This is a genomic window from Xanthobacter agilis (assembly GCF_021730435.1).
GTDB classification, from domain to species: domain Bacteria; phylum Pseudomonadota; class Alphaproteobacteria; order Rhizobiales; family Xanthobacteraceae; genus Xanthobacter; species Xanthobacter agilis.
In genome coordinates this window covers 152294-172018 of the sequence record NZ_JABWGX010000004.1, presented here as the reverse complement: position 1 = coordinate 172018, position 19725 = coordinate 152294, and the positions used below count along the sequence as shown (strand labels likewise).

At 68.1% G+C, this 19725-nt stretch carries 18 protein-coding genes; 3 read left to right on the top strand and 15 right to left on the bottom strand.

The genetic code is table 11. The features are described from left to right. Positions 1–5 precede the first annotated feature (5 nt). From HUW53_RS04280 to HUW53_RS04245, 8 genes are all read right to left on the bottom strand, one after another. Positions 6–695: a class I SAM-dependent methyltransferase gene (locus HUW53_RS04280; protein WP_237344507.1), complete on the bottom strand. Its 690-nt coding sequence runs from the start codon at positions 693–695 to the stop codon at positions 6–8. 29 nt (positions 696–724) lie between these two features. Continuing rightward, the gene (locus tag HUW53_RS04275) at positions 725–1393 is read right to left on the bottom strand and encodes a tetratricopeptide repeat protein (protein WP_237344506.1); all 669 of its coding nucleotides are present in this window, start codon (positions 1391–1393) and stop codon (positions 725–727) included. Between the two features lie 26 nt (positions 1394–1419). Continuing rightward, positions 1420–2211 carry an SDR family NAD(P)-dependent oxidoreductase gene (locus tag HUW53_RS04270; protein ID WP_237344505.1) on the bottom strand — a complete coding sequence of 264 codons (792 nt, stop codon included), beginning with the start codon at positions 2209–2211 and terminating at the stop codon, positions 1420–1422. Then, positions 2201–2869, bottom strand: coding sequence for an iron-containing redox enzyme family protein (locus tag HUW53_RS04265; protein WP_237344504.1), 669 nt, complete (start codon positions 2867–2869; stop codon positions 2201–2203). Before HUW53_RS04265 ends, HUW53_RS04270 begins: the two co-directional genes overlap by 11 nt. Next, a complete protein-coding gene (locus HUW53_RS04260) occupies positions 2866–4356 on the bottom strand; it encodes an AMP-binding protein (protein ID WP_237344503.1) in 1491 nt (496 codons plus the stop codon). The genes HUW53_RS04265 and HUW53_RS04260 overlap by 4 nt, the downstream gene beginning before the upstream one ends. Then, positions 4340–4951, bottom strand: coding sequence for a thermostable hemolysin (locus tag HUW53_RS04255; protein ID WP_237344502.1), 612 nt, complete (start codon positions 4949–4951; stop codon positions 4340–4342). The genes HUW53_RS04260 and HUW53_RS04255 overlap by 17 nt, the downstream gene beginning before the upstream one ends. Before the next feature lie 230 nt (positions 4952–5181). Then, positions 5182–7020 carry a ferrous iron transport protein B gene (gene feoB / locus HUW53_RS04250; protein WP_237344501.1) on the bottom strand — a complete coding sequence of 613 codons (1839 nt, stop codon included), beginning with the start codon at positions 7018–7020 and terminating at the stop codon, positions 5182–5184. Between the two features lie 274 nt (positions 7021–7294). Then, positions 7295–7573: a FeoA family protein gene (locus HUW53_RS04245; RefSeq protein WP_237344500.1), complete on the bottom strand. Its 279-nt coding sequence runs from the start codon at positions 7571–7573 to the stop codon at positions 7295–7297. Between the two features lie 627 nt (positions 7574–8200). Between HUW53_RS04245 and HUW53_RS04240 the strand changes: the two genes are divergently transcribed. Beyond that, positions 8201–8701, top strand: a complete 501-nt coding sequence (locus HUW53_RS04240) for a hypothetical protein (RefSeq protein WP_237344499.1) — start codon at positions 8201–8203, stop codon at positions 8699–8701. A gap of 25 nt (positions 8702–8726) precedes the next feature. Here the strand turns inward: HUW53_RS04240 and fumC are convergent, their stop codons facing one another. Further along, positions 8727–10181, bottom strand: coding sequence for a class II fumarate hydratase (fumC, locus tag HUW53_RS04235; protein ID WP_237344498.1), 1455 nt, complete (start codon positions 10179–10181; stop codon positions 8727–8729). A 372-nt stretch (positions 10182–10553) separates the two neighbouring features. On the opposite strand from fumC, the gene apaG reads away from it, so the two are divergent. After that, positions 10554–10946: a Co2+/Mg2+ efflux protein ApaG gene (gene apaG, locus HUW53_RS04230; RefSeq protein ID WP_237344578.1), complete on the top strand. Its 393-nt coding sequence runs from the start codon at positions 10554–10556 to the stop codon at positions 10944–10946. A gap of 117 nt (positions 10947–11063) precedes the next feature. Beyond that, positions 11064–12560 carry a TrkH family potassium uptake protein gene (locus HUW53_RS04225; protein WP_237344497.1) on the top strand — a complete coding sequence of 499 codons (1497 nt, stop codon included), beginning with the start codon at positions 11064–11066 and terminating at the stop codon, positions 12558–12560. A gap of 38 nt (positions 12561–12598) precedes the next feature. Here HUW53_RS04225 and HUW53_RS04220 read toward each other — a convergent pair whose 3' ends face one another. The 6 genes from HUW53_RS04220 to ccoG form a co-directional block, all read right to left on the bottom strand. Further along, entirely contained in the window at positions 12599–13351 is a 753-nt protein-coding gene (locus HUW53_RS04220; protein WP_237344496.1) for an SDR family oxidoreductase, read from the bottom strand. A gap of 363 nt (positions 13352–13714) precedes the next feature. After that, the gene (locus HUW53_RS04215) at positions 13715–14800 is read right to left on the bottom strand and encodes a hypothetical protein (protein ID WP_237344495.1); all 1086 of its coding nucleotides are present in this window, start codon (positions 14798–14800) and stop codon (positions 13715–13717) included. Positions 14801–14835: 35 nt separating this feature from the next. Further along, positions 14836–14985 (bottom strand): cbb3-type cytochrome oxidase assembly protein CcoS, encoded by a 150-nt coding sequence (ccoS, locus tag HUW53_RS04210; protein WP_237344494.1) that lies wholly within the window; start codon positions 14983–14985, stop codon positions 14836–14838. Further along, the gene (locus HUW53_RS04205; RefSeq protein ID WP_237344493.1) at positions 14982–17189 is read right to left on the bottom strand and encodes a heavy metal translocating P-type ATPase; all 2208 of its coding nucleotides are present in this window, start codon (positions 17187–17189) and stop codon (positions 14982–14984) included. The genes ccoS and HUW53_RS04205 overlap by 4 nt, the downstream gene beginning before the upstream one ends. Before the next feature lie 373 nt (positions 17190–17562). Further along, positions 17563–18069, bottom strand: coding sequence for a FixH family protein (locus HUW53_RS04200; protein ID WP_237344492.1), 507 nt, complete (start codon positions 18067–18069; stop codon positions 17563–17565). A 51-nt stretch (positions 18070–18120) separates the two neighbouring features. Continuing rightward, positions 18121–19599, bottom strand: a complete 1479-nt coding sequence (gene ccoG, locus HUW53_RS04195) for a cytochrome c oxidase accessory protein CcoG (protein WP_272903757.1) — start codon at positions 19597–19599, stop codon at positions 18121–18123. Positions 19600–19725: the final 126 nt, after the last annotated feature.

Below are 19725 nucleotides of genomic sequence, written 5' to 3'. Positions count from 1 at the left end.
ATAACCTAAAGCGGATGATGTGAGCCGGTGCGAACGGAAAGCGCGCGCGCCGTGGCGACAAGACCCTTGACGCCCAATGGCAGGCGCGAGGAGCGGATGTCGATGGCTTCCGGCGCGAATCCGCCGCGTTCCAGAATCCGCCGCAGCGCCTCGGCGTCGTAAGTCACATGGGTCCGCGGCCCAGCGAAGGGCCAGCGGACCATGGTGGCGCGATCGGTGACATAGAGGACGAGCCACCCGCCGGGCCGCAGCACGCGGGCGATCTCGCCGACGGCATCGCCGTCCGGATCGAAGAAATAGGCGACATTGACGCCCAGCACCCGGTCGAAGCTCCGATCCGCCCACGGCAGGCGGCGGAAATCACCCATGGCGAGGGTCATCCGCCGTGCCGCGAGCGCCGCGCCGTTGCGGCGCCGGGCCAGACGAAGCATGGCGTCCGAGGCCTCCAGGCCGCAGACGTGCCCGCGCGTCACCCGCCGGGCCAGCTCCGCCAATCCCGCGCCGGGGCCGAAGCCGATCTCCAGCACCTGGTCGTCGGGGTACGGGGCGAGCGCGGCGATGGCATGCCGGTAGGGCGTGGCATTGATCCGCGCCATGACGCGCCCGGCGAGGGTGCCCCAGGGGCCCTCCGGATGGGCGAGCTGGCAGCCGAGCCGGTGCCAGAGCCCCCCGCCCTCCGATGGTGCGCGCGCCATGGGCCGCGCGGGCCCGCGCGATTGCGCCATCACAGCTTGGCCTTGATGGTGTCGAGCTTCTCGCGGATCACGAGGCGCCGGTTCTCGTCCCACAACGGCCGGTCCGGATGGAGCGGGATGGCGAGGGCGTGGGTGAAGGCCTCGCGCGCCTTGGCATACTCGCCCTGGGCCAGCAGGAAGTCGCCGTAGAAATACCAGGCGTCGAGCCCGTCCGGGGCGGCCGTGGTGGCCTGCTCCAGCAGATGGCGCGCCTTCGCCTTGTCGCCGAACGCCACCGGGAAGCTGGGCACACGGTAATAAAGCACGCCGAGGCTGGTGGGCGCGCCGGCGTCCAGCGCATCGGGGTTCAGCTTGTAGGCCTTCTCCAGCGTGTCGCGGGCGCGGCTCGCCAGCGACAAGGCGGAGATGGGATTGACCATGGAAGCCCGCTCGCTGGTGACGACGCCGTCCCAGATGAGCGCTTCCACCCGGTCCGGATACTTGGCGGCCAAGGCGTCGGCCTCGCCGCCGAGGGCGGTCATCTGCTCGGTCTGCTTGTCGCCTTCGGGCACGGTGAACTTGATGGCCTCCCATTTAAGCTGAAGCTGCTTCACCTGGGCCGTCAGGGGGTCGTCGGCGGCCCGCACGACGGCGGGGGCGGCCAGCAGCACCGCGGCGGCGAGGAGGGCGCGAAGGCGCAGGTGCGACGAGGTTCGCATGGGACGTGTCCTTATGTGTTGGGATATCAGGCCGCAGCGCGGGCGGCGGTCCGCGCGAGAGCGCTGTCGATGAGCTTCGGGGCGAGGCGCTGGATGAGCACGAACAGGCGTTCCGGCCCGGTGGGATAGGCCGTGTCCCGCCCGCGCTCCACCGCCCGCCAGATGTGGGCGGCGACGCGCTCCGGCGCGTCGAGCCGCATGCCGGTGGCGGCAATGAGGCCATCAAAGGCCGCCGCGGCATCGGTCCGGGTGGCGCGCGGCGCCGCATAGGTGACGCCGATGCCGAGCTCCTTCCATTCCCGCCGCAGGGCACTGGAAAAGCCACGAAGCGCGAATTTGGAGGCGGAATAGGCGGCAAAGCCGGGATAGGCGATGTCGCCGAACATGGAGCCCACATTCACCACCCGCGCGGGCCGGGCCGCGACGAGCAGGGGCGCCAGCTCCCGCGTCAAGGCGATGGGTGCGGTCACATTGGTGCGGAAGAGAGCCTCCAGAGCGCTGTCGTCCACCGTCTCCACCGCGCCGCCTTCCACGATGCCGGCATTGTTGACGAGCACATCGAGGGCGCCCCAGACTGCCCCCAGGCGTTCGGCGATGTGGATGCGGTCCGCCGCGCGGGTGATATCGGCGGGGATCAGCAGCGGACCGACGGCGGCGGGGGCGGCGGCGACCATCTCGGCGGCCGTCTCCTGGAGCGCCGAAAGACGCCGCCCGCACAAAGCCACCTCCATGCCCCGGCGGGCCGCCGCGATGGCGAGGGCCCGTCCGATCCCGGAGCCGCCGCCGGTGATGAGAACGCACTTCCCCTCATGCCGCATGGCTCATCTCCAGACTGGCGCCGAGGTCGCGGAAGATGTCGCCGTACAGGCGATAGAACATCCTGGCGTGGTCGATGATGATATCGTGAATGGCCGGATCGCCGATGCTGTCCACCACGGTGCGGAAGAAGGCGACATGCTCCTGATCGAGGCTGCCGTGGGAGGTCAGGTAGAAGAAGCCCGCGTCCCCGCCGCTCCCGAACTGGCGGCGCAGGATCTCCGCCAGCCGGTCCGCCAGCCGCACCGACATGCCTTCGAGCACATGGACGCTGCCCAGCAGCGCATAGGGGCTCACATGCTCGATGGCGTGGTAGGAGAAGGCCACCATGATCCGGCAGGCCGGCCCCGGCTGCCCCAGGCGCACGCCTTCGGCGTTGCCGCCCATGGCGCGGATGTCGTCGAGGATCCAGGCCTCGTGGCCCCGCTCCTCCTCCATATATTCGAGCAGCGCGGCCTGATAGCGCGGGTCCGTGGTGCGCGAGGCGGCAAGCGCCAGCAGCGGGAAGGTGTGCTTCACATGGTGATAGGCCTCGGTGAGGAACGCCACGTAGAGGGCCTTCGACCCGCCGGAGTTCAGGGCCTGCTGCACCAGGGGAATGGTCAGGAAGCGGTCGCGCTCGGGCGCGGTGTCCTGCAGAAGACGGTCATGGAAGCTCATGGCTCGACGGGACTTTCGATGGGAGAGGCGGAGGGGAGGAGCGGAAAAGCATCGGGCTGCGCGAACACCGCCCGCGCCACGCCACGCCGGATGCGCCCGTTGTCGGTGAGGAGCCCGGCGATCCGCGCCTGTGGAAGGCCAAGGACCATCACGCGCGCGGGCCGCGCATAGACGGGGAGCCCCGCGCAGCGGCCCGCGATGCGCGCGGCGATCGCCTCCCGGTCGGCCGTGGCGAACCAGACCGCCGCTAGCGGAGTGGGGACGATCAGCGCGGCGAGCCGCCCCGCAAGGGTACCGACCGCGCAGGCGGCGATGCCAGGATCATCAAGGATGGAGGTCTCCACCCATTCGGGGCTGATGTTGCGCCCGTTCGCGGTGACGATCAGGTTGTCCTTCCGCCCGAACACCACGAGCCGCCCCTCGGCGTCGAAGGCGCCGAGGTCTCCCGTGGCCCAGGGACGCATGGCGGGAGCCCCGCCGAGATAGCCATCGGTGACCGAAGGGCCATCCACCAGGATCTCACCGTCGCGCAGGGTCACGGACAATCCAGGCAGCGGGCGCCCCACGGTGCCCGGCGCGCGCGCGCCGGGCCGGTTCATCGCCACCACCGAGCCGCATTCGGACAGCCCGTAGCCTTCATGGACGGGAATGCCGAGCTGCCAGGCCGCCGCCGCAAGCCGGGGCGGCACCGGCGCGCCACCGGCGGCGACGAAGCGCAGGCTGTCCGGGGCGCGCACGCCGGCGCCCTGGAGTTCAGCGGCCCAGACCCTCAAAAGCTCCGGCGCCATAACGCTGATGGTGGGGCGGTGGGCGGCGAACACCGCTGCGATGCCTTGCGGAGCGCCGCGCACGACCGCGTCCGACACAGCGGTCGCGAAGTGCGTCCGTCCTCCCACCAGGAGCGGCACAAGCACCGCGCACAGGCTCTCCAGCAGCAGCGACAGCGGCAGCACGCCGAGATAGGAATCCGCCTCCCCCGCACCGATGGCCTCGGCCAACGTCCGCGCCGACCAAGCCAGTTGCCCGCTCTCGTGCCGCACGCCCTTGGGCCGGCCGGTGCTGCCGGAGGTGTAGATGATGGTGCCGAAGCCGTCGCGCATGACCGGCTCCGGCCCCTCTTCATTGGTGACGGCGACGGTCTGGACCGCAACGCCGGCGGGGACAGCCGCGCCCGTGTCCGCCGCCCAGAGGACGAGTTCGACCCCGGCGTCGCGGATGACGTGATCCAGCTGTTGGGTACTGAAGAAGGGGGGCAGCGGCACAGTGATGCGGCCCGTGGCCATGCAGGCGAGCTGCGCCACCGCCCATTCCCGCCGGTTCGGCAGCAGAAGCCCGACCACCCGCGCCGCCGCCGGCAGGGTGGCGGCGAGACGGGCGGCATCGCCGAGGAGACCGGCGCGGGTCAGCACCCCTTTGTCGTCGGTGAAGGCAACCCGGTGCGGATCGCGGCGGGCCTGGCCCGCCACTGCCTCAAGGAACGACCGCATGGGACACAACCGCTTGGGACACAGCCGCATGAGATACGGTGCGCACGGGAGCGAGGGGGTGTCGCATGGTCACGCCGCACACGCCAAACACCTTGGGCTCGGTCGCGTAATAGCGCCCCCAGGCCGCCGCGTCGGCGATCCGTGCCGGATCCGCATCGGCGAGGGGAATCGGCGCGAGGTGCAGACGCTGGATCAGCAGGCTCAGCCGCCGGGTGAGGGTGAAGAAGCACCACGACAGGCCGTGGTCGGCGCCAAAGGCGATGATGTCGTCCACAAAGGCGGCGATCTCGCGGGGAGAGCGGCTGGCGAGCGTGGTGACTTCGAACACATCATCGCGCCGCACCCGGCGTCCCGCGGCGCGGGTAAGCGCGGCTTCGACCGGCTCATCGAGATACCCTTCGGAGAAGAAGCCGTCGTCCGGCAGTCTCAGCCCGGCGACGCAGCGCAGGTCACCCTCCGGCCCGGTGCGACAGAGAATGCGAGGGGCGAACTGTGCGATGCGCGCGCCGTATTCGCGGCCATAAATGTCTTGAATGAAGGCTTCCGCATCGGCGCGATCGGCGTCGGCGGGCTCGGCAATATGGACTGTTCTCATGGGCGCTCGTCCTGCGGTGAGGAACGAGCGGACCTTGCAAAGCTGAGCTTACAGGCGGCTTACGGGCACACGGTCGGCACGGGGAGATTGTTGGGCCGCTTTGTGGCGAAGAGGAGCCGAGCACGGCGGCGACCGTTCAACCCGGCTCAAGCAGGACTTACCCCCGCCAGCACGCCGATGCTGGTGTCTCCGCCGGAGGGGGCGCCTCAGGTCGCCGTCGGCACGGCGTCCTACTTGAAGCCCAGCAGCAAGGCCGACTGGTAGAAAATGAAGGCGACGCCCCACGCATAGACGAGGGACACGCCCAGCGAGAACAACATGAAGCCCCAGGACCGGCTCTCGGCCTTAACCGTCGCGACAGTCGTCAGGCACGGCGTATAGAGCAGGCAGAAGAGGCAGAAGCTATAGGCGGCCACCGGCGAGACCGTCAGCGAGATCTGGTGCGCCACCATTCCCGCCGACATGGCATAGATGGTGGACAGCGACCCGATGACGACCTCCTTGGCGATAAAGCCGAAGATCAGCGCCAACGTGAGATAGGGATCGATGCCGATGGGGGCCATGATCGGCTGCAGCGCCTGACCGAGCTGGCCACCCCAGGTGTTCAGCCCCTCGGCGTCGGTCGGGAAGTTGGTGAGGAACCACACGCCCACCGACCCGAGGATGATGAAGCTCGTGGCGCGACGCAGGAACTCCCGCAGTTCGCCGTAGCCCCTAAGCCACACCTGCCGCAATGTGGGAACCCGATAGGGCGGCAGCTCCAGCACGAACGGCTCGGAATTCTTGAACTGCCTGGATCGGCTGAACACGGCGGCGGCCAGAAATGCCGCGGCGAAGCTCACCACATAGAAGGAGAACAGCACCAACGGCCCTTGGCTCGCCGGGAATACGGCGGAGATGATGAAGACGAACACCGCCAGCCGCGCCGAGCACAGCGAAAAGGGGATGATGAGCATGGACAGCAGCCGCAGCGGCCGCGAGCGCATGACCCGCGTGCCCATGAGCGCCGGCACGTTGCAGCCGAAGCCCATCATCTGCATGACGAAGGAGCGGCCGTCGAGACCGACCCGCCGCATCCAAGTGTCCATCAGATAGGCCGCGCGCGACAGGTAGCCGCTGTCCTCCACCACCGCCATGCAGAAGAAAAACAGCATGATGAGCGGCACGAACGAGGCGACGGTGGCCACGCCCAGCCAGATGCCGTTGATGGCGAAGTTCTGCAACCAGGCTGGCCCGAACGCCAACACAGGCTCCAAAATCCGGGCCTGGATCCAATCGGTGATCGCCCCCACCCAGTCCTGCGAGGGCAGGCCGATGCTCCAGACGAGGTAAAAGACGCACAGCATGACCGCGAAAAATAGCGGCAACCCCAGGATCGGATGCAGAAGCCAGCGATCAAGCCGCTCGGTGAGCGACTTCGGCGGCGTCTCGGGATAGATCACGGAGCCACGGAGGGCCTCGGCCAGCGTGTCCTCGGTCATCAAAGTGCCGCGCAGGGTGTCGTAGTCCGCCATCACCGGCGGCGTGCCGTGGCGCTGATCGAGCACCGTGGCCACCGTGGCCATGGCTTCGGGAAATCCCTCGCCATATTTGGCGCTGATGAGATGTACCGGCACCCCGAGCCGCGCGGCGAGCGCTGCGGGATCGATCTCAATGCCGGCCTTGCGCGCCTCATCGGCCATGTTGAGCATGACGACGGCCGGCAAGCCGAGCTGCCGGACCTGCAGCGGCATCAGGATCTGACGATCGATCTGGCTGGCGTTGACGACGACGATGACGAGATCCACCGGGTAGGTCTTCAGGAAATCGGCCACCACCCGTTCGTCGTCGGAAAATCCTTCGAGATCATAGATCCCCGGCAGATCCACGAACTCCACATCGCGCGCGGCGAGCTTGATGCGCGCATTGGACAGACTGACCGTGATGCCCGGCCAGTTTCCCACATAGGCGCTGGCGCCGGTGATCCGGTTGTACAACATGGACTTGCCCGTATTGGGCTGGCCGATCAGGGCGACACGCGGCACACTATTCAGCGGAACAAGCTTTTCTTCCGGCGCACAGCAATTCATGATGGATTCCAGAAGTCTAGAAAAATGCGATCGAACAAGGCACGCGCGCTCCCGTGTCCCACGCGCGCCGTACGCTTGCGCGCCGTACGCTTGCGCGCCGTATACTTGCCTTTGGCGAGCGTCCCGCCACGCCGGACATATTCTGTACTCACTATCCCTAGAGCAATTTCAGCAAAAGTGTGCAGCGGTTTTGCGTCTGAAATTGCGATAAAACAAGAAGCTAGAGCATTTTCGGTGAACCGGAGTTCACCGAAAATGCTCTAGCTCATCGCCCTCAAGACCTACGCACCATGACGAGGGTGGCCTCGGTCCTGCGGATGGCGATCTCGGTCGCCTTGCCGGCGCGCACGACGAAGGGGCCGCCAAACCACCCCTTCCGCACCATGAAGACCTCGCGCGACACGGTCACGCCCAGCGCACGCAGACGAATGGAGAGCCCGTTCTCGAAAACGCCGGCCAAGACACCCGCGACGATTCCGCTTTCCCCCGGCTCCAGGCTCGCCAGCGTCACCACCTCCCCGTCAGCAGAGAGCGTCATGGCGGCGTCATGCATTGTTACCTCCAGCCGGATCCGGCATCAGGAAAGGGTTCATTCCACCGAAGTTGATCCACCCAGGCGCGCTCGGCGTTCGCGCGCACTCATCCGGCACCGACCGACGAGCACATGACGCAGGGAGCGCCAGCGACAGAGAAAAAGGGGCCAGGCTCAACCGAGACATGGTAGCCGTGAGGCATGTCGTCACGAAGCGCCAACAGTTCATCTGAAGGATCATGTTCTTCCGGAACGACGCTCGCGCCTTGGTTGCAAACACATCCCACCCCCGGTGCAAGACATCAGCTCAGAGACCTGAAACCTCGCGTCCAGCTACAATCAATTCATCTTAACGGCTTGCCAAGGCCAAAATAAGCACTCAAAAATCATTGTAATTAGAATAATTCTAATAATGATCCACGCAGCGAGTTTCCATCATATGCTCCCCACACCGTTCCGGCACAAGGGCGCGGCGAGCGGCGGCCGCCGCCTTCAAATCCGCCGCCGCGCGTCGGCTGCGGGAGCGGGCGAGGCGGCTCGACGTGACCCTGCCCTTCTTTCGCGAGGCTGCCGGGCCGGTCCACATCGTCGGCGCCCTGCTGCACCAGATGGGCCTTAATCCGATCCCCGCCCTCATCGGATCGAGCGTTGCCGACCTGGCACGGGTCAGCACGCGCCGTCTGGTGCTCGGCTTCGCGGACCGCCCTCGATACGCCGGCCGAAAGCGTCGCCAACAATTTCGCGGGGCTGTTCAGCCGCTGGTTCGGGGCACCGATCGTGCGGGTCTGTTTCGCCAGCCCGGCCACCGCAGATGCCTCGCTGCGCGCCATCGCCGCCCATTTCGGTCCGGCTTCGGAAGCCCTGAACGAAGCCCTCGACCGGCTGCCCACGAACCCCGGCGACTGGAGCTATGCCCAGCCGTTCTTCTATCTCGGCTGGGGCACCCGACTGGAAGACGAACGCATTGACGAGGACATCCGCGACGCCCTGCCAGCGCTTCTGAGGCCACGGATGCCCCCCGGAGCCGGAGGCGAGATCTGGCGTTCCGAGCGAGAGTGGATCGCCATCTGGCCCCGCGACGCGCCTGCTCCAGGCCAGCGCGAACCGCCCCTGCCCCGCGGCCCGCCGAGGGGAAGGCTCGAGACCTGAAGAGCGGCCCCGGAGCCTTCGCGCCTCAGGCGCCGGCGAGGCCCTTGCCCACCATGTTCAGCGGCACGATGGTCTGATCGAACACGTCCGCGCTCACCTTTCCGGACGCGAGCGCGGCTTCCCTCAGGGTGGTGCCGTCGGCGATGGCCTTTTCGGCGATATGGGCGGCATTCTGGTATCCGATCACCGGCGACAATGCGGTGACCAGCATCACCGACCCCTCGACATACTGCTGGATGCGGGCGCGGTTCAGCTCGGTGCCTTCCACCGAATAGAGCCGGAACTTCTCGCAGCCGTCCGCCAGGATGCCCGCGGAATGCAGGACATTCTTGATGATGACGGGACGCATGGCATTGAGCTCGAAATTGCCCTGAGAGCCCGCGAACGCCACCGCCGTGTCATTGCCCAGCACCTGGATGGCGATCATCACCATGGCCTCGCACTGGGTGGGGTTCACCTTGCCCGGCATGATGGAAGAGCCCGGCTCGTTGTCGGGCAGCTTCAACTCGGCGAAGCCGCAGCGGGGACCGGAGGCGAGCCAGCGCATGTCGTTGGCGATCTTCATCAGCGCCACGGCGAGCCCTCTCAGCGCCGCATGGGCCCGCACCATGGCGTCGAGCGAGCCCTGGGCCGCGAACTTGTTCTGCGCGGTCACGAAGGGCTTGCCGGTAAGCTCGGCGATCTTGGCCGCCACGTCCTGCGAGAAGCCGGCTGGAGCATTGAGGCCGGTGCCGACCGCGGTGCCGCCCACCGCCAGCTCGTAAAGGCCGGCACGGCTGGCAGCGACATCGGCAAGGGCCGCGCGAAGCTGCCCCGCCCAGCCGTACCATTCCTGCCCGACGGTGAGGGGCACGGCATCTTCCAGATGGGTGCGGCCGATCTTGACCACCTCCATCCAGCCTTCGGCCTTCCGCTCGATCGAGTCGCACAAGGCGCCCACCTGCGGCAGCACCTTCGTGTCAAAGGCGTCTACCGCCGCAATGTGCATGGCGGTGGGGAAGGTGTCGTTGGACGACTGCCCCATGTTGACGTCGTCGTTGGGCCCCACCGGGTGCTGCGACCCGAGGGCGCCGCCGAGCAGCTGGATCGCCCGGTTCGAGATCACCTCGTTGACGTTCATGTTGGACTGGGTGCCCGATCCCGTCTGCCAGACATAGAGCGGGAAATGGTCGTCCAGCAGGCCCGCGATGGCCTCGTCGGCGGCGCGGACGATGGCGTTCGTCTTCCACTCCGGCAGCCGGCCGGCGGCGTGGTTCACCAGCGCGCAGGCTTTCTTCACATAGCCATAGGCGTGATACACCGCCTTGGGCATGCGATCGTCGCCGATGTTGAAATGCTGCAACGAGCGCTGGGTCTGCGCGCCCCAATAGCGATCGCCCGGCACGCGCATCTGGCCCATGCTGTCGAACTCCTGCCGCTCCGCGTCGGCGGCGAGGCCAATGGGCAGATCCTGCAGGGTGGGAGTGGGGTTCGCGTCCAAGGAAGCCTCCAGCGCACGAGGAAATCAAGGGAACCTGTTTACCGGCGAACTGCGGGACCGCCAGGGCCGATCATCGTGAGAACGCGCATTTGCCGACGCCGGACCAGACCGGAAATCAGATCGAACCAGAAGTAGGGCCGGCCTGGACACAGTGCAACGGAACCCAGATGCCGCTTTTTGCCGGCATCGGCACGAAACGCCCGCACCCGCGACCTGCGCTGGTACCCCGGGGCAGGTCGGCCGTTCAAAGAGGAGGGTGCACAGCGCTGCGCCACGCGATATGCTGCGCGCGTTCTTATGTCCGCGAAGCAGATCGCGAATTCATTTTTGGCCGCGGGGGCGCGCCCCCGCCTTGAGGGGAGTTCAGCGGGAATGTACCGCGCCATTACACGGCAGATCCAGGTCACCGCGACACCGCGCTATGTGGCCGAGCGGTCCGAGCCGGAGCACGGCCGCCATTTTTGGGCCTACACCATCGAAGTCTCCAATCTCGGTTCCGAAACCGTCCAATTGAAGGCGCGCCACTGGGTCATCACCGATGCCCACGGCCATGTGGAGGAAGTGCACGGCGCCGGCGTCGTCGGTGAAGAACCGGTACTGCCGCCCGGCGGCCGGTTCGAATACACGAGCGGCGTGCCGCTCAATACCGCCACCGGCATCATGCGCGGCAGCTACGACATGCAAACGGAAAGCGGCGAGAAATTTACCATCGAGGTGCCACCCTTCTCCCTGGATGTGCCCGACGCCCGGCGCGTTCTGAACTGAGGAACGCCGGACCGAGGCAAGTCGCCCGGTGGCCCGCCAGCGTGGACGCCAGGGCTAAAGCCAAGGCCAAGGGCCAAGGGCAAGACGCCAAGGACAAGAGGCAAGGACAGGGGCCACATGCACGCGGCGCGTATCCCGACGGTGGAGGCCCAGGCCCTCTCCGTTCTCAATCTGCGCCCGGTGGCGGCGACCCTCGGCATCCTTTTGTCGATTCTCGGGGGCAGCATGCTGGCGCCGGCGGCGGTGGATTTCGCCCACGGCTCGGGCGGGCAGAGCGCGTTCATCGGCGCCTCCGCCATCACCGTCTTCGTCGGCGTGCTGCTGTGGACCTCCGGCCGCAACGGCGGCGTGCAGAAGCTCGACCTGCGCCAGGCCTTCCTGCTCACCACCGGCGTTTGGGTGGTGCTGACCCTGTTCGCGGCACTGCCCTTGATGTGGGGCCCCTCCCAGCTCAGCTTCACCAAGGCGGTGTTCGAGGCCATGAGCGGCCTCACCACCACCGGCGCCAGCGTGATGTCCGGCCTCGACGCCCAGTCGAAGGGCATCCTGCTATGGCGGGCACTGCTGCATTGGTTCGGGGGCATCGGCATCATCGCCATCGCCATCGCCGTGCTGCCGGTGCTGTCCATCGGCGGCATGCAGCTGTTCCGCACCGAATCATCCGACAAGTCGGAGAAGTTCCTGCCGCGGGCCGGGGCCATCGCCAAGGGTCTCATCATCGCCTATGTGCTGCTCACCGCCGTGTGCGCGGTGTGCTACCGCGCGGCCGGGCTCAACCTGTTTGATTCCATCACCCTCGGCATGTCGACCCTGTCGACGGGAGGCTTCGCCAATTCCGATTACTCCTTGATGGTGTTCAAGAACCCGATGGTGGACTATGTGGCCATCGTGTTCATGCTGGTGGCCTCCCTGCCGTTCCCGCTCTATGTGCGGGCCCTCAATGGCGACGTCGGGCGGCTGTTCACCAATCCGGAAGTGCGGGTGTTCTTCACCATCGTGGCGCTATTCACCGCCGCCTCGTTCCTGCAGCAGACATTCCAGGGCATTGCCAGTGGCGAGGCCGCCTTCCGCGGCGCCCTGTTCACCGTCGCTTCGCTCATTTCCACCACCGGCTTCATGGCGGTGGACTACACCCATTGGGGTGCCCTCTCGAACGCGATCTTCCTTGTTCTAATGTTCCTCGGCGGCTGCACCGGCTCCACCTCCGGCGGCCTGAAGGCCATGCGCGTCGCCATCACCGCCAAGGCCATCCGCCAGCATTTCAAGCGCATCGCCTTCCGCCACGGCGTGTTCCCCCTGCGCTATGGGGGGGCACCGGTGGCGGACGATGTGGTGGCCTCGGTCCTGGGCTTCGTCTTTCTCTATTTTTTCACGTTCATGCTGGTTGCCATCGGCCTCAACCTCATCGGGCTCGACCTTGTCACCGCCTTTTCCGCGGCCGTCTCCTGCCTTGCCAATGTGGGGCCGGGCCTCGGCCCGGTGGTGGGTCCCTCCAGCAATTACGCTGGCCTGCCGGACAGCGCCATCTGGCTGCTGACCCTCGCCATGATGCTCGGCCGGCTGGAAATCCTCACCGCGCTGGTGCTGCTGCTGCCCCGCTTCTGGGTGCGCTGAAACCGTCGTTCCCCCGCCGTCCCGCGTTCGGGGGGGCGTCAGAAATGGGCGAGGTAGCCGCCGTCCACCGCCAGCACATGACCGGTGACATAGGATGCCGCCGGCGAGGCGAGGAACACCGCCGCCCCGGCGATTTCCTCCGGCCGCCCCCAGCGTCCGAGGGCGGTGCGCCGCGACAGCCATTCGCCCACCGCCTGGTCGCGCACGAACTCCGCATTGGGCTCGGTGAGAAAATAGCCCGGCGCGATAGCGTTGACCGTGATGCCGTGCGGCCCGAGATCCGCCGCCAAGGCCCGCGTCAGGGCCACCAGCCCGCCCTTGGCCGTGGTGTAGGCCGCGTCTCCCGCCCGCGCGAGGGGGCCGGCGATGGAGGCGATGTTGATGATGCGCCCGCTGCCGCGCGCCACCATGCCCCGCGCCAGCTCGCGGGTGAGATGGGCCGGCGCCATCAGATCCACCTCCACCAAGCGGCGGAAATCGTCCTGCGCCATGTCGAGGAATCCCCGGCGGTCCCGCGCCCCGGCATTGTTGACCAGGATATGCACCGGCCCGAGCCCCGCCACCGTGCGTGTCACCGCCGCCGCGTCGCACACGTCGAGCAGCAGCGGTTCGGCATGGCCACCCCGCCGGATGATTGCGGTGACCGCCGCGGCAAGCCGCGCGGCATCACGCCCATTCACCAGCACATGGGCCCCGGCCTGGGCCAGCGCCGCCGCGATCTCGAAGCCAAGGCCGGACGCGGACCCGGTGACGAGGGCCGTGGAGCCGGAAAGGGAAAACGGATGCGTCACAGGCGACCCTCCACCGCGCTTAGAGCGCCTTCCGTTTGCGCGAGCTCATGTCAGCCGCTCCAAGTTCTTGCATTCACGCATTTTCTTCACGCGAACCGGAATCCACTTCGCTTGAAAATGCTCCGAGCGGCCCTTCGACCGGTCCCTTGCCCCGCCCATGGCGCTTCGCTTGAGGACCCTGGCCGGGGGATGGTGGCGACAACAGCCACAGCACGCGCCCTGGAGCCGCGCGGGCTTCACCCTATCGCACCCAGAAACATCCCCCGCCCGGCGCCGACCCACGCCCGTCGTCGGTCCGGATATCACGCGCGGCGGCATGATCCCGCCCCGCCCACCGGATGACGGCATGGCGGCCATCGCCCGTCAGAACAGCAGGCCGCCGGCCAGGGCACCGAGAATGGCGCACAGGAACAGTGTGCCATCATGCAAGGCAAGGCCGAGGCGGCCCGGACGGCCCGCGCGATAGAGCCATGCCGTGCAACCCACCGTGGCAATCGACCAGCCGGCGCCGACCGCAAGCAGCGCCGCCGTAATCGCCTCCGCCGAACCGTAAAGCTGCAAGGGCACTGCCGCCGTCACCAGAACGAGGCCCACCCCCGCCAGCACCGGCGGCGACACCCGGTCGCCCACCAGGGCCAGGGGCACGGCCGGCGCATACATGGCAGCCACATGCAGCGCGATGAAGCCGAACACCGCCGCCTCGCCGATGCCGCAGCCCATCAGCGCCAGCGGTGCCCCGGACATCACGGCGCTCATGCCGAACCAAGCCAGGGCGCCAAGCAGGGTCGGCCCCACGATGACCCGCAGCGGCGCCACGGATTTCGGGCGGAACACCGGTGGCGGATCGGGCGCGAGGGTCACCGCCACCCCGAGCGACAAGGCATGCGCACCGGCGGCCAGCCCCGCCGCGCCGACCAGGAAGAAGGGGGCTGCGAGATTTTCGGCAAAGCCGGCGAGCGTCGGCCCCGCCAGGGCCGCCAGCACGCCGCCCGCCAGCACGCCGGCAGTGGCCGCCGCCGGCCGCCCGCTCGCGGCGGCGGCCTCGTGGCGGTAGAAGAAGGAGAAGCCCTGCGCCATCCCCAGCCACAGGGCGCCGAGACAGGCCCAGGCAAATTGGCGTTGCAACAGCGCCGCCACCAGCAACGCCCCACCGGCGATGCCCAGCGAGGCGCCGAGGGCGAACCCCGTGCGCCGACCGAACGCGTCCCGCAGGAAGGACGCCGGAAAGGACGCAAGCGCCGCGCCGAGCAGCATGGCCGCAAACGGCCATGTCGCGAACGCCGGCTGTGACGCCAGCATGGCTCCGGCCAGCGGCAATGCCGCGGAGGCCACCGTCTGCGCCAGCACGGCAAAGGCGAAGCCAAGCGCCAGGCCGAAGGTGGGAATGGCCTTCGGCCCGTTGTCGTTGGCCGGAGCGTCGAGCTGCGGGTCGCAGACGCAGACCAGCATGCCGGCTCGCGGTTCGGCCGGTTCCGCCTGCGGCCTCATGTCTTCACGTCGTCATCATTGAGGATGCGGACGGCGGCCCCGTCGAGGTCATCGTACTGACCGCTCTTGAGACTCCACAAAAAGCCGGCGAGGCCCAAAAGGCCCAGCAGCAGCGCCATCGGGATCAGGAAAACGAGGACGTTCATGCGACGGCCTCCTTGAGGTGGTTGGCGTCGATGGCCTCATCCTTGCGCCCGGGCCGGGCCGCACGCAAGGCATTGACCGTGACGAGGATGGACGAACCGGACATGGCAAGGGCGGCGACCAGCGGCGTCACGATGCCGCCGATGGCCAGTGGTACCGCAATGAGGTTGTAGACGACGGCGATCCCCAGGTTCTGCCGCATGAGCCGGGCGGCGACACGCGCCCCATCCACCGTGGCCAGCACCGGCGCCAGCCGGCGACCGAGGAACACCGCATCGGCATGCGCCTGCGTCACCGCCGCGCCGGTGGCGGGTGACAGCGACACCGTGGCTGCGGCGAGAGCCGGCGCGTCGTTGAGCCCGTCGCCCACCATCAGAACCTTGTGCCCCTGAGCCTTCAAGGCCTCAAGAGCGGCAATCTTGTCGGCCGGCTTCAGGCCCGCCGCCACTTCGGTGATGCCGAGCGCCGCCGCCACCGGCGCCACCGCGTCCGCCCGGTCGCCGGACAGGATGCGCACATCAAGACCCCGCGCCTTGAGGGCGGCCACCACCGCCACCGCATCGGGCCGCAGCGCCTGCTGCACGCCGATCACCACCGCCCGCGCCCCATGCCGGAAGGCGATGAGGGAGACATCCGCAGGCAGATCCTCCGGCACCGGCGCCGCGCAGAAGGCGAGGCTGCCGAGGCGGGCTTCCGCGCCGTCCACCACGGCCCGCACCCCCTGGCCCGGCACCTCGGCGACATCCGGCAGGGCGCCGCCGTCCGCATGGGCCGCCAGCGCCCGCGACAGGGGGTGGCGGCTGGAGAGCGCGAGCCGCCCGGCCAGTCCCACCAGCGCCGGATCGGCGCCCGGCGGCAACCGCAGCGCGGGCTCCGGCAGGGTCAATGTTCCGGTCTTGTCGAACACCACCGTATCGACGGTGGCGAGGCGCTCCAGCAGGTCGCCCGCATTGATGAGCAGCCCGGCCCGGAACAGCCGTCCGGTGGCGGTCACCTGTACCGCCGGCACCGCCAGCGCCAGCGCGCAGGGGCAGGTGATGATGAGCACCGCCACCGCGATCATCACCGCAAAGTGCAGGTCCGCGCCGGCGATCAGCCAGCCGATCATGGACACGAGGGCCGTCAGGTGCACCACCGGCGCATAAAGCCGCGCCACCCGGTCCGCGAGCCGCACATAGGCACCGCGCGCCGCCAGCGCCCCGTCGAGCAGCCGCTGCACATCGTCGACCAGGGTGTTCTGTCCGCCGGCGGTGACCGTCACATGCAGCGCCCCATCGCCGTTGAGGCTGCCGGCATAGACCGTCGCCCCCACGGTCAACTCACGCGGCAGGGTTTCCCCGGTCACGAGGCTTTCATCCACGCAGGAGCGCCCCGAGGCCACCACGCCATCGGCGCCCAGGCGCTCGCCGGGCGCCACCAGGATCAGGTCGCCGGGCTTCAGCGCCTGCACCGGCACCCGCACCGGCGTGCCGTCCGGCTCCAGCCGGTGGGCCATCTCGCCCCGGAGCGCGGCCACGTTGCCCGCCACCGCGCGGGTGCGCCGGCGCGCCTCATGGTCCAGGTAACGGCCCGCCAGCAGGAAGAACAGCAGCATGATGGCGCTGTCGAAATAGGCCTCCGGGCGGCTCATGGCGGTTTCGAACACGCTGATGCCCAGCGCCAGCGACACGCCGATGGTGATCGGCACATCCATGTTGAGCTTGCCGCTTCGAATGGCCCGGATGGCGCTCTGGAAGAAGGGCTGGCCCGCATAGGCCGCCGCCGGCAGGGCGATGAGCGCCGAGATCCAGTGAAAGAAGTCCCGCGTTTCGGGGGTGATATCCGACACGTTGCCCGACCACACGGAGATGGAGAGCAGCATGATGTTCATCATGGCGAAGCCGGCGACCCCGAGGCAGCGCAGCAGCCATTGGGCACGCCGGGCCTCCTCTTCCTCCACCCGGCCCGTGAACGGATGGGCCCGGTAGCCAAGCTGCTCCAGCTTACCCACCACGTCCGATGCGCTCGCCTCGGCGCTCCATGCCACGGCGAGCCGATGCGTGGAATAATTGAGACGTGCCCGCACCACGCCGGGCAACGATTTCACGCCATCCTCGATGTCGGCGATGCAGGCGGCGCAATCGATGCCATCGATGGCAAGGCTCATCTGGGAGAGACCGTCCTCCCCCCGGGCCACGAAGATGGAATAGTCGGCCGCTTCTGTCATGGCCCGTCCTGGTCCCGTTTCCCCCTCCCGGTTGCCGCGGCCACCTTGCGCCACGACCGCCGCCTCCCGGTCGGCATCGGCCGGCGGGATGCCCGTGGGTAAGCCGGATGCCGACCCGCCCGACGCCGGCCATCCGGCCCGCCGGCCTGTTCTTGTCACCTGCATGGCACCTCGGCGCTGGTCCGGCAAGCCGCCCGGGGGACGCCGGCCATGGCCTCAAACAGAAGTGAGTACGACGGCGCAGCCGGTGCGACGACCCCGCGTTCGCCATCGTACTCCAGGGTGAGGCGGCGCAGCTGGTGCGCGCCACCCCGCAGCCTCGGCGCCGCTCCGGCTTCCCCGCACAGGGCGAGTTCGCGCGCGACGGAGCCGCTTACGGAAGCTGCACCCGATTCTTGGACCGGAACAGCCGGTCCGCGCCTTGCGAAAAATCAATCACCAAGTCCCATTGACCGGGCCCAACCTCGGCGCTGGCGCTGTAGCGCCCGTCGCCGAGCGGGCGAACCTCCAGCACCACGTCGCGCCGGGCGTCGGTGGGATGGGCGAAGCGCCCATCGGCGTCGAGGTTCGACAGCGGCTTGCCCGCCGCATCCAGGGCCCGCACTTCGACCGTGCGGCGGGTGCCGCCAGGCGATTCCAGGTCCACCTCCACGGCCCAATGGCGCGCCTGTTGCGCCTCGGCCGCGTCGCTCTCCTTGGAGAAGGCCAGCCCGGCCTTGTAGGAGCTCTCGGTCTCCAGCCCGGCAAACGTGCTGACGGCGAATCGCGCCATGGTGAAATTCACCGTCATCACGAGGGCGAAGAAGGCCAACAGGCCCGCCAGCACCATGGCGCCCGTGATTTCACGCGGGCGGCGCGTGCCCTTGTCTGCTGCCGTCATCCACCGCTCCATCGTGGCGGCGGCCGCGGATCGCGACCGCCCAATCCTTCCCTACGGGCCGATGAAGTGGTCGGTGACCGACGCCGTCCCGCCCGTGGCCACATCCCGAATTTGGAAAGTGAGCGGAAGTGAGGCGGAAGGCGGGAGCTTGTCGTGGGTCGTCACCAGAACCCGCAGCTCGCGGGTCTGGTCCGGGCCGATGGCGAGCTTGCCGGCATCGTCTCCGACCACATCGAGCCGCGCCCCCGGCACCCCGGAAATGGACAAGGCGAAGGTGCGATCCCCGATCTGCTTGTTGGTCAGCCGCAGGGTGTAGGCGTTGCGCACCGACCCGTCGGACAGGCTCACAAACAGCGGGTTGCGGTCATGCAGCGCCGACACGCCTTCCGTCGACCGGTTCATGAGGGTGGTGAGCATCAGGCCGCAGACCGCCGCGATCAGGGCCGCATAGAGCAGCGTGCGCAGGCGGATGAGGCGCTGGACGAACGGCTTGCCGGCGAGGCGCGCTTCCATGTTCGCTTCGCTCTCGTAGGTGATGAGCTCACCCGGCCGGCCGATCTTGGTCATGACCGTATTGCAGGCGTCGATGCACAGGCCGCACTGGATGCAGGCCAGTTGCGAACCCTGGCGGATGTCAACGCCGGTGGGGCACACCGCCACGCACTGGTCGCAGTCGATGCAATCGCCCGCCGGCTTGCCGGCCGCGCGGGCCGCCGCCGCCTTCTTCACCGACGCGCGCGGCTCGCCGCGATCGTAGCAATAGGTCACGTTGAGCGCATATTCGTCCGTCAGCGCCGCCTGGATGCGGGGCCAGGGGCACATGTAGGTACACACCTGCTCGCGCATGTGGCCCGCGAGCATGTAGGTGGTGAAGGTCAGCACGCCGATGCAGGCATAGGCCACGGTCGAGGCCTGGAAGGTCACCAGCTCCTTCACCAGGGTCGGCGCGTCGGCGAAATAGAGCACCCAGGCGCCGCCCGTCCACCACGCGATCAGTAGCCAGATGGAGTGCTTCAACGTGCGGCGGACCACCTTGTCCAGGGTCCAGGGCGCGGCATCGAGGCGGATCTGCTCGCGCCGATCGCCTTCCACCAGACGCGCCACCGCCATGAACAGGTCGGTCCACACCGTCTGCGGGCACATGTAGCCGCACCAGACGCGACCGGCCAGGGCGTTCATCAGGAACAGCACCAGCGCCGCAAGAATCAGCAGGCCGGCGACGTAATAGAATTCCTGCGGCCAGATCTCCAGGAAGAAGAAATAGAAGCGCCGCGCCGGCAGATCCAGCAGCACCGCCTGGTTGGGTGCATCCGGCCCGCGATCCCAACGCAGGAACGGCAGGAAATAATAGATGGCCAGCGCGACGATCAGCACCGCCCATTTGATCGTCCGATAGCGCCCGTGAACCGCCTGCGGAAAAATCTTCCGGCGGCTCTCATAGAGCGGAATATCGTCGTCTGGGCCGGCCACGTTGGGGGTATGCCCCGATGCCGGGGTATGGGCTTCAGACTTGGTCGTCAGGGCTGTCATGGATACGTCGCCGAAGGTTGACCTCGGGCACAGCGACCCGAGGCGACACGGATGTTGCCCCGCCGATCAGGCGTCCCGCTCCCGCAACCAGATGTCCGCGGGTCGGAGGGGCTGGCGGCCCCGACG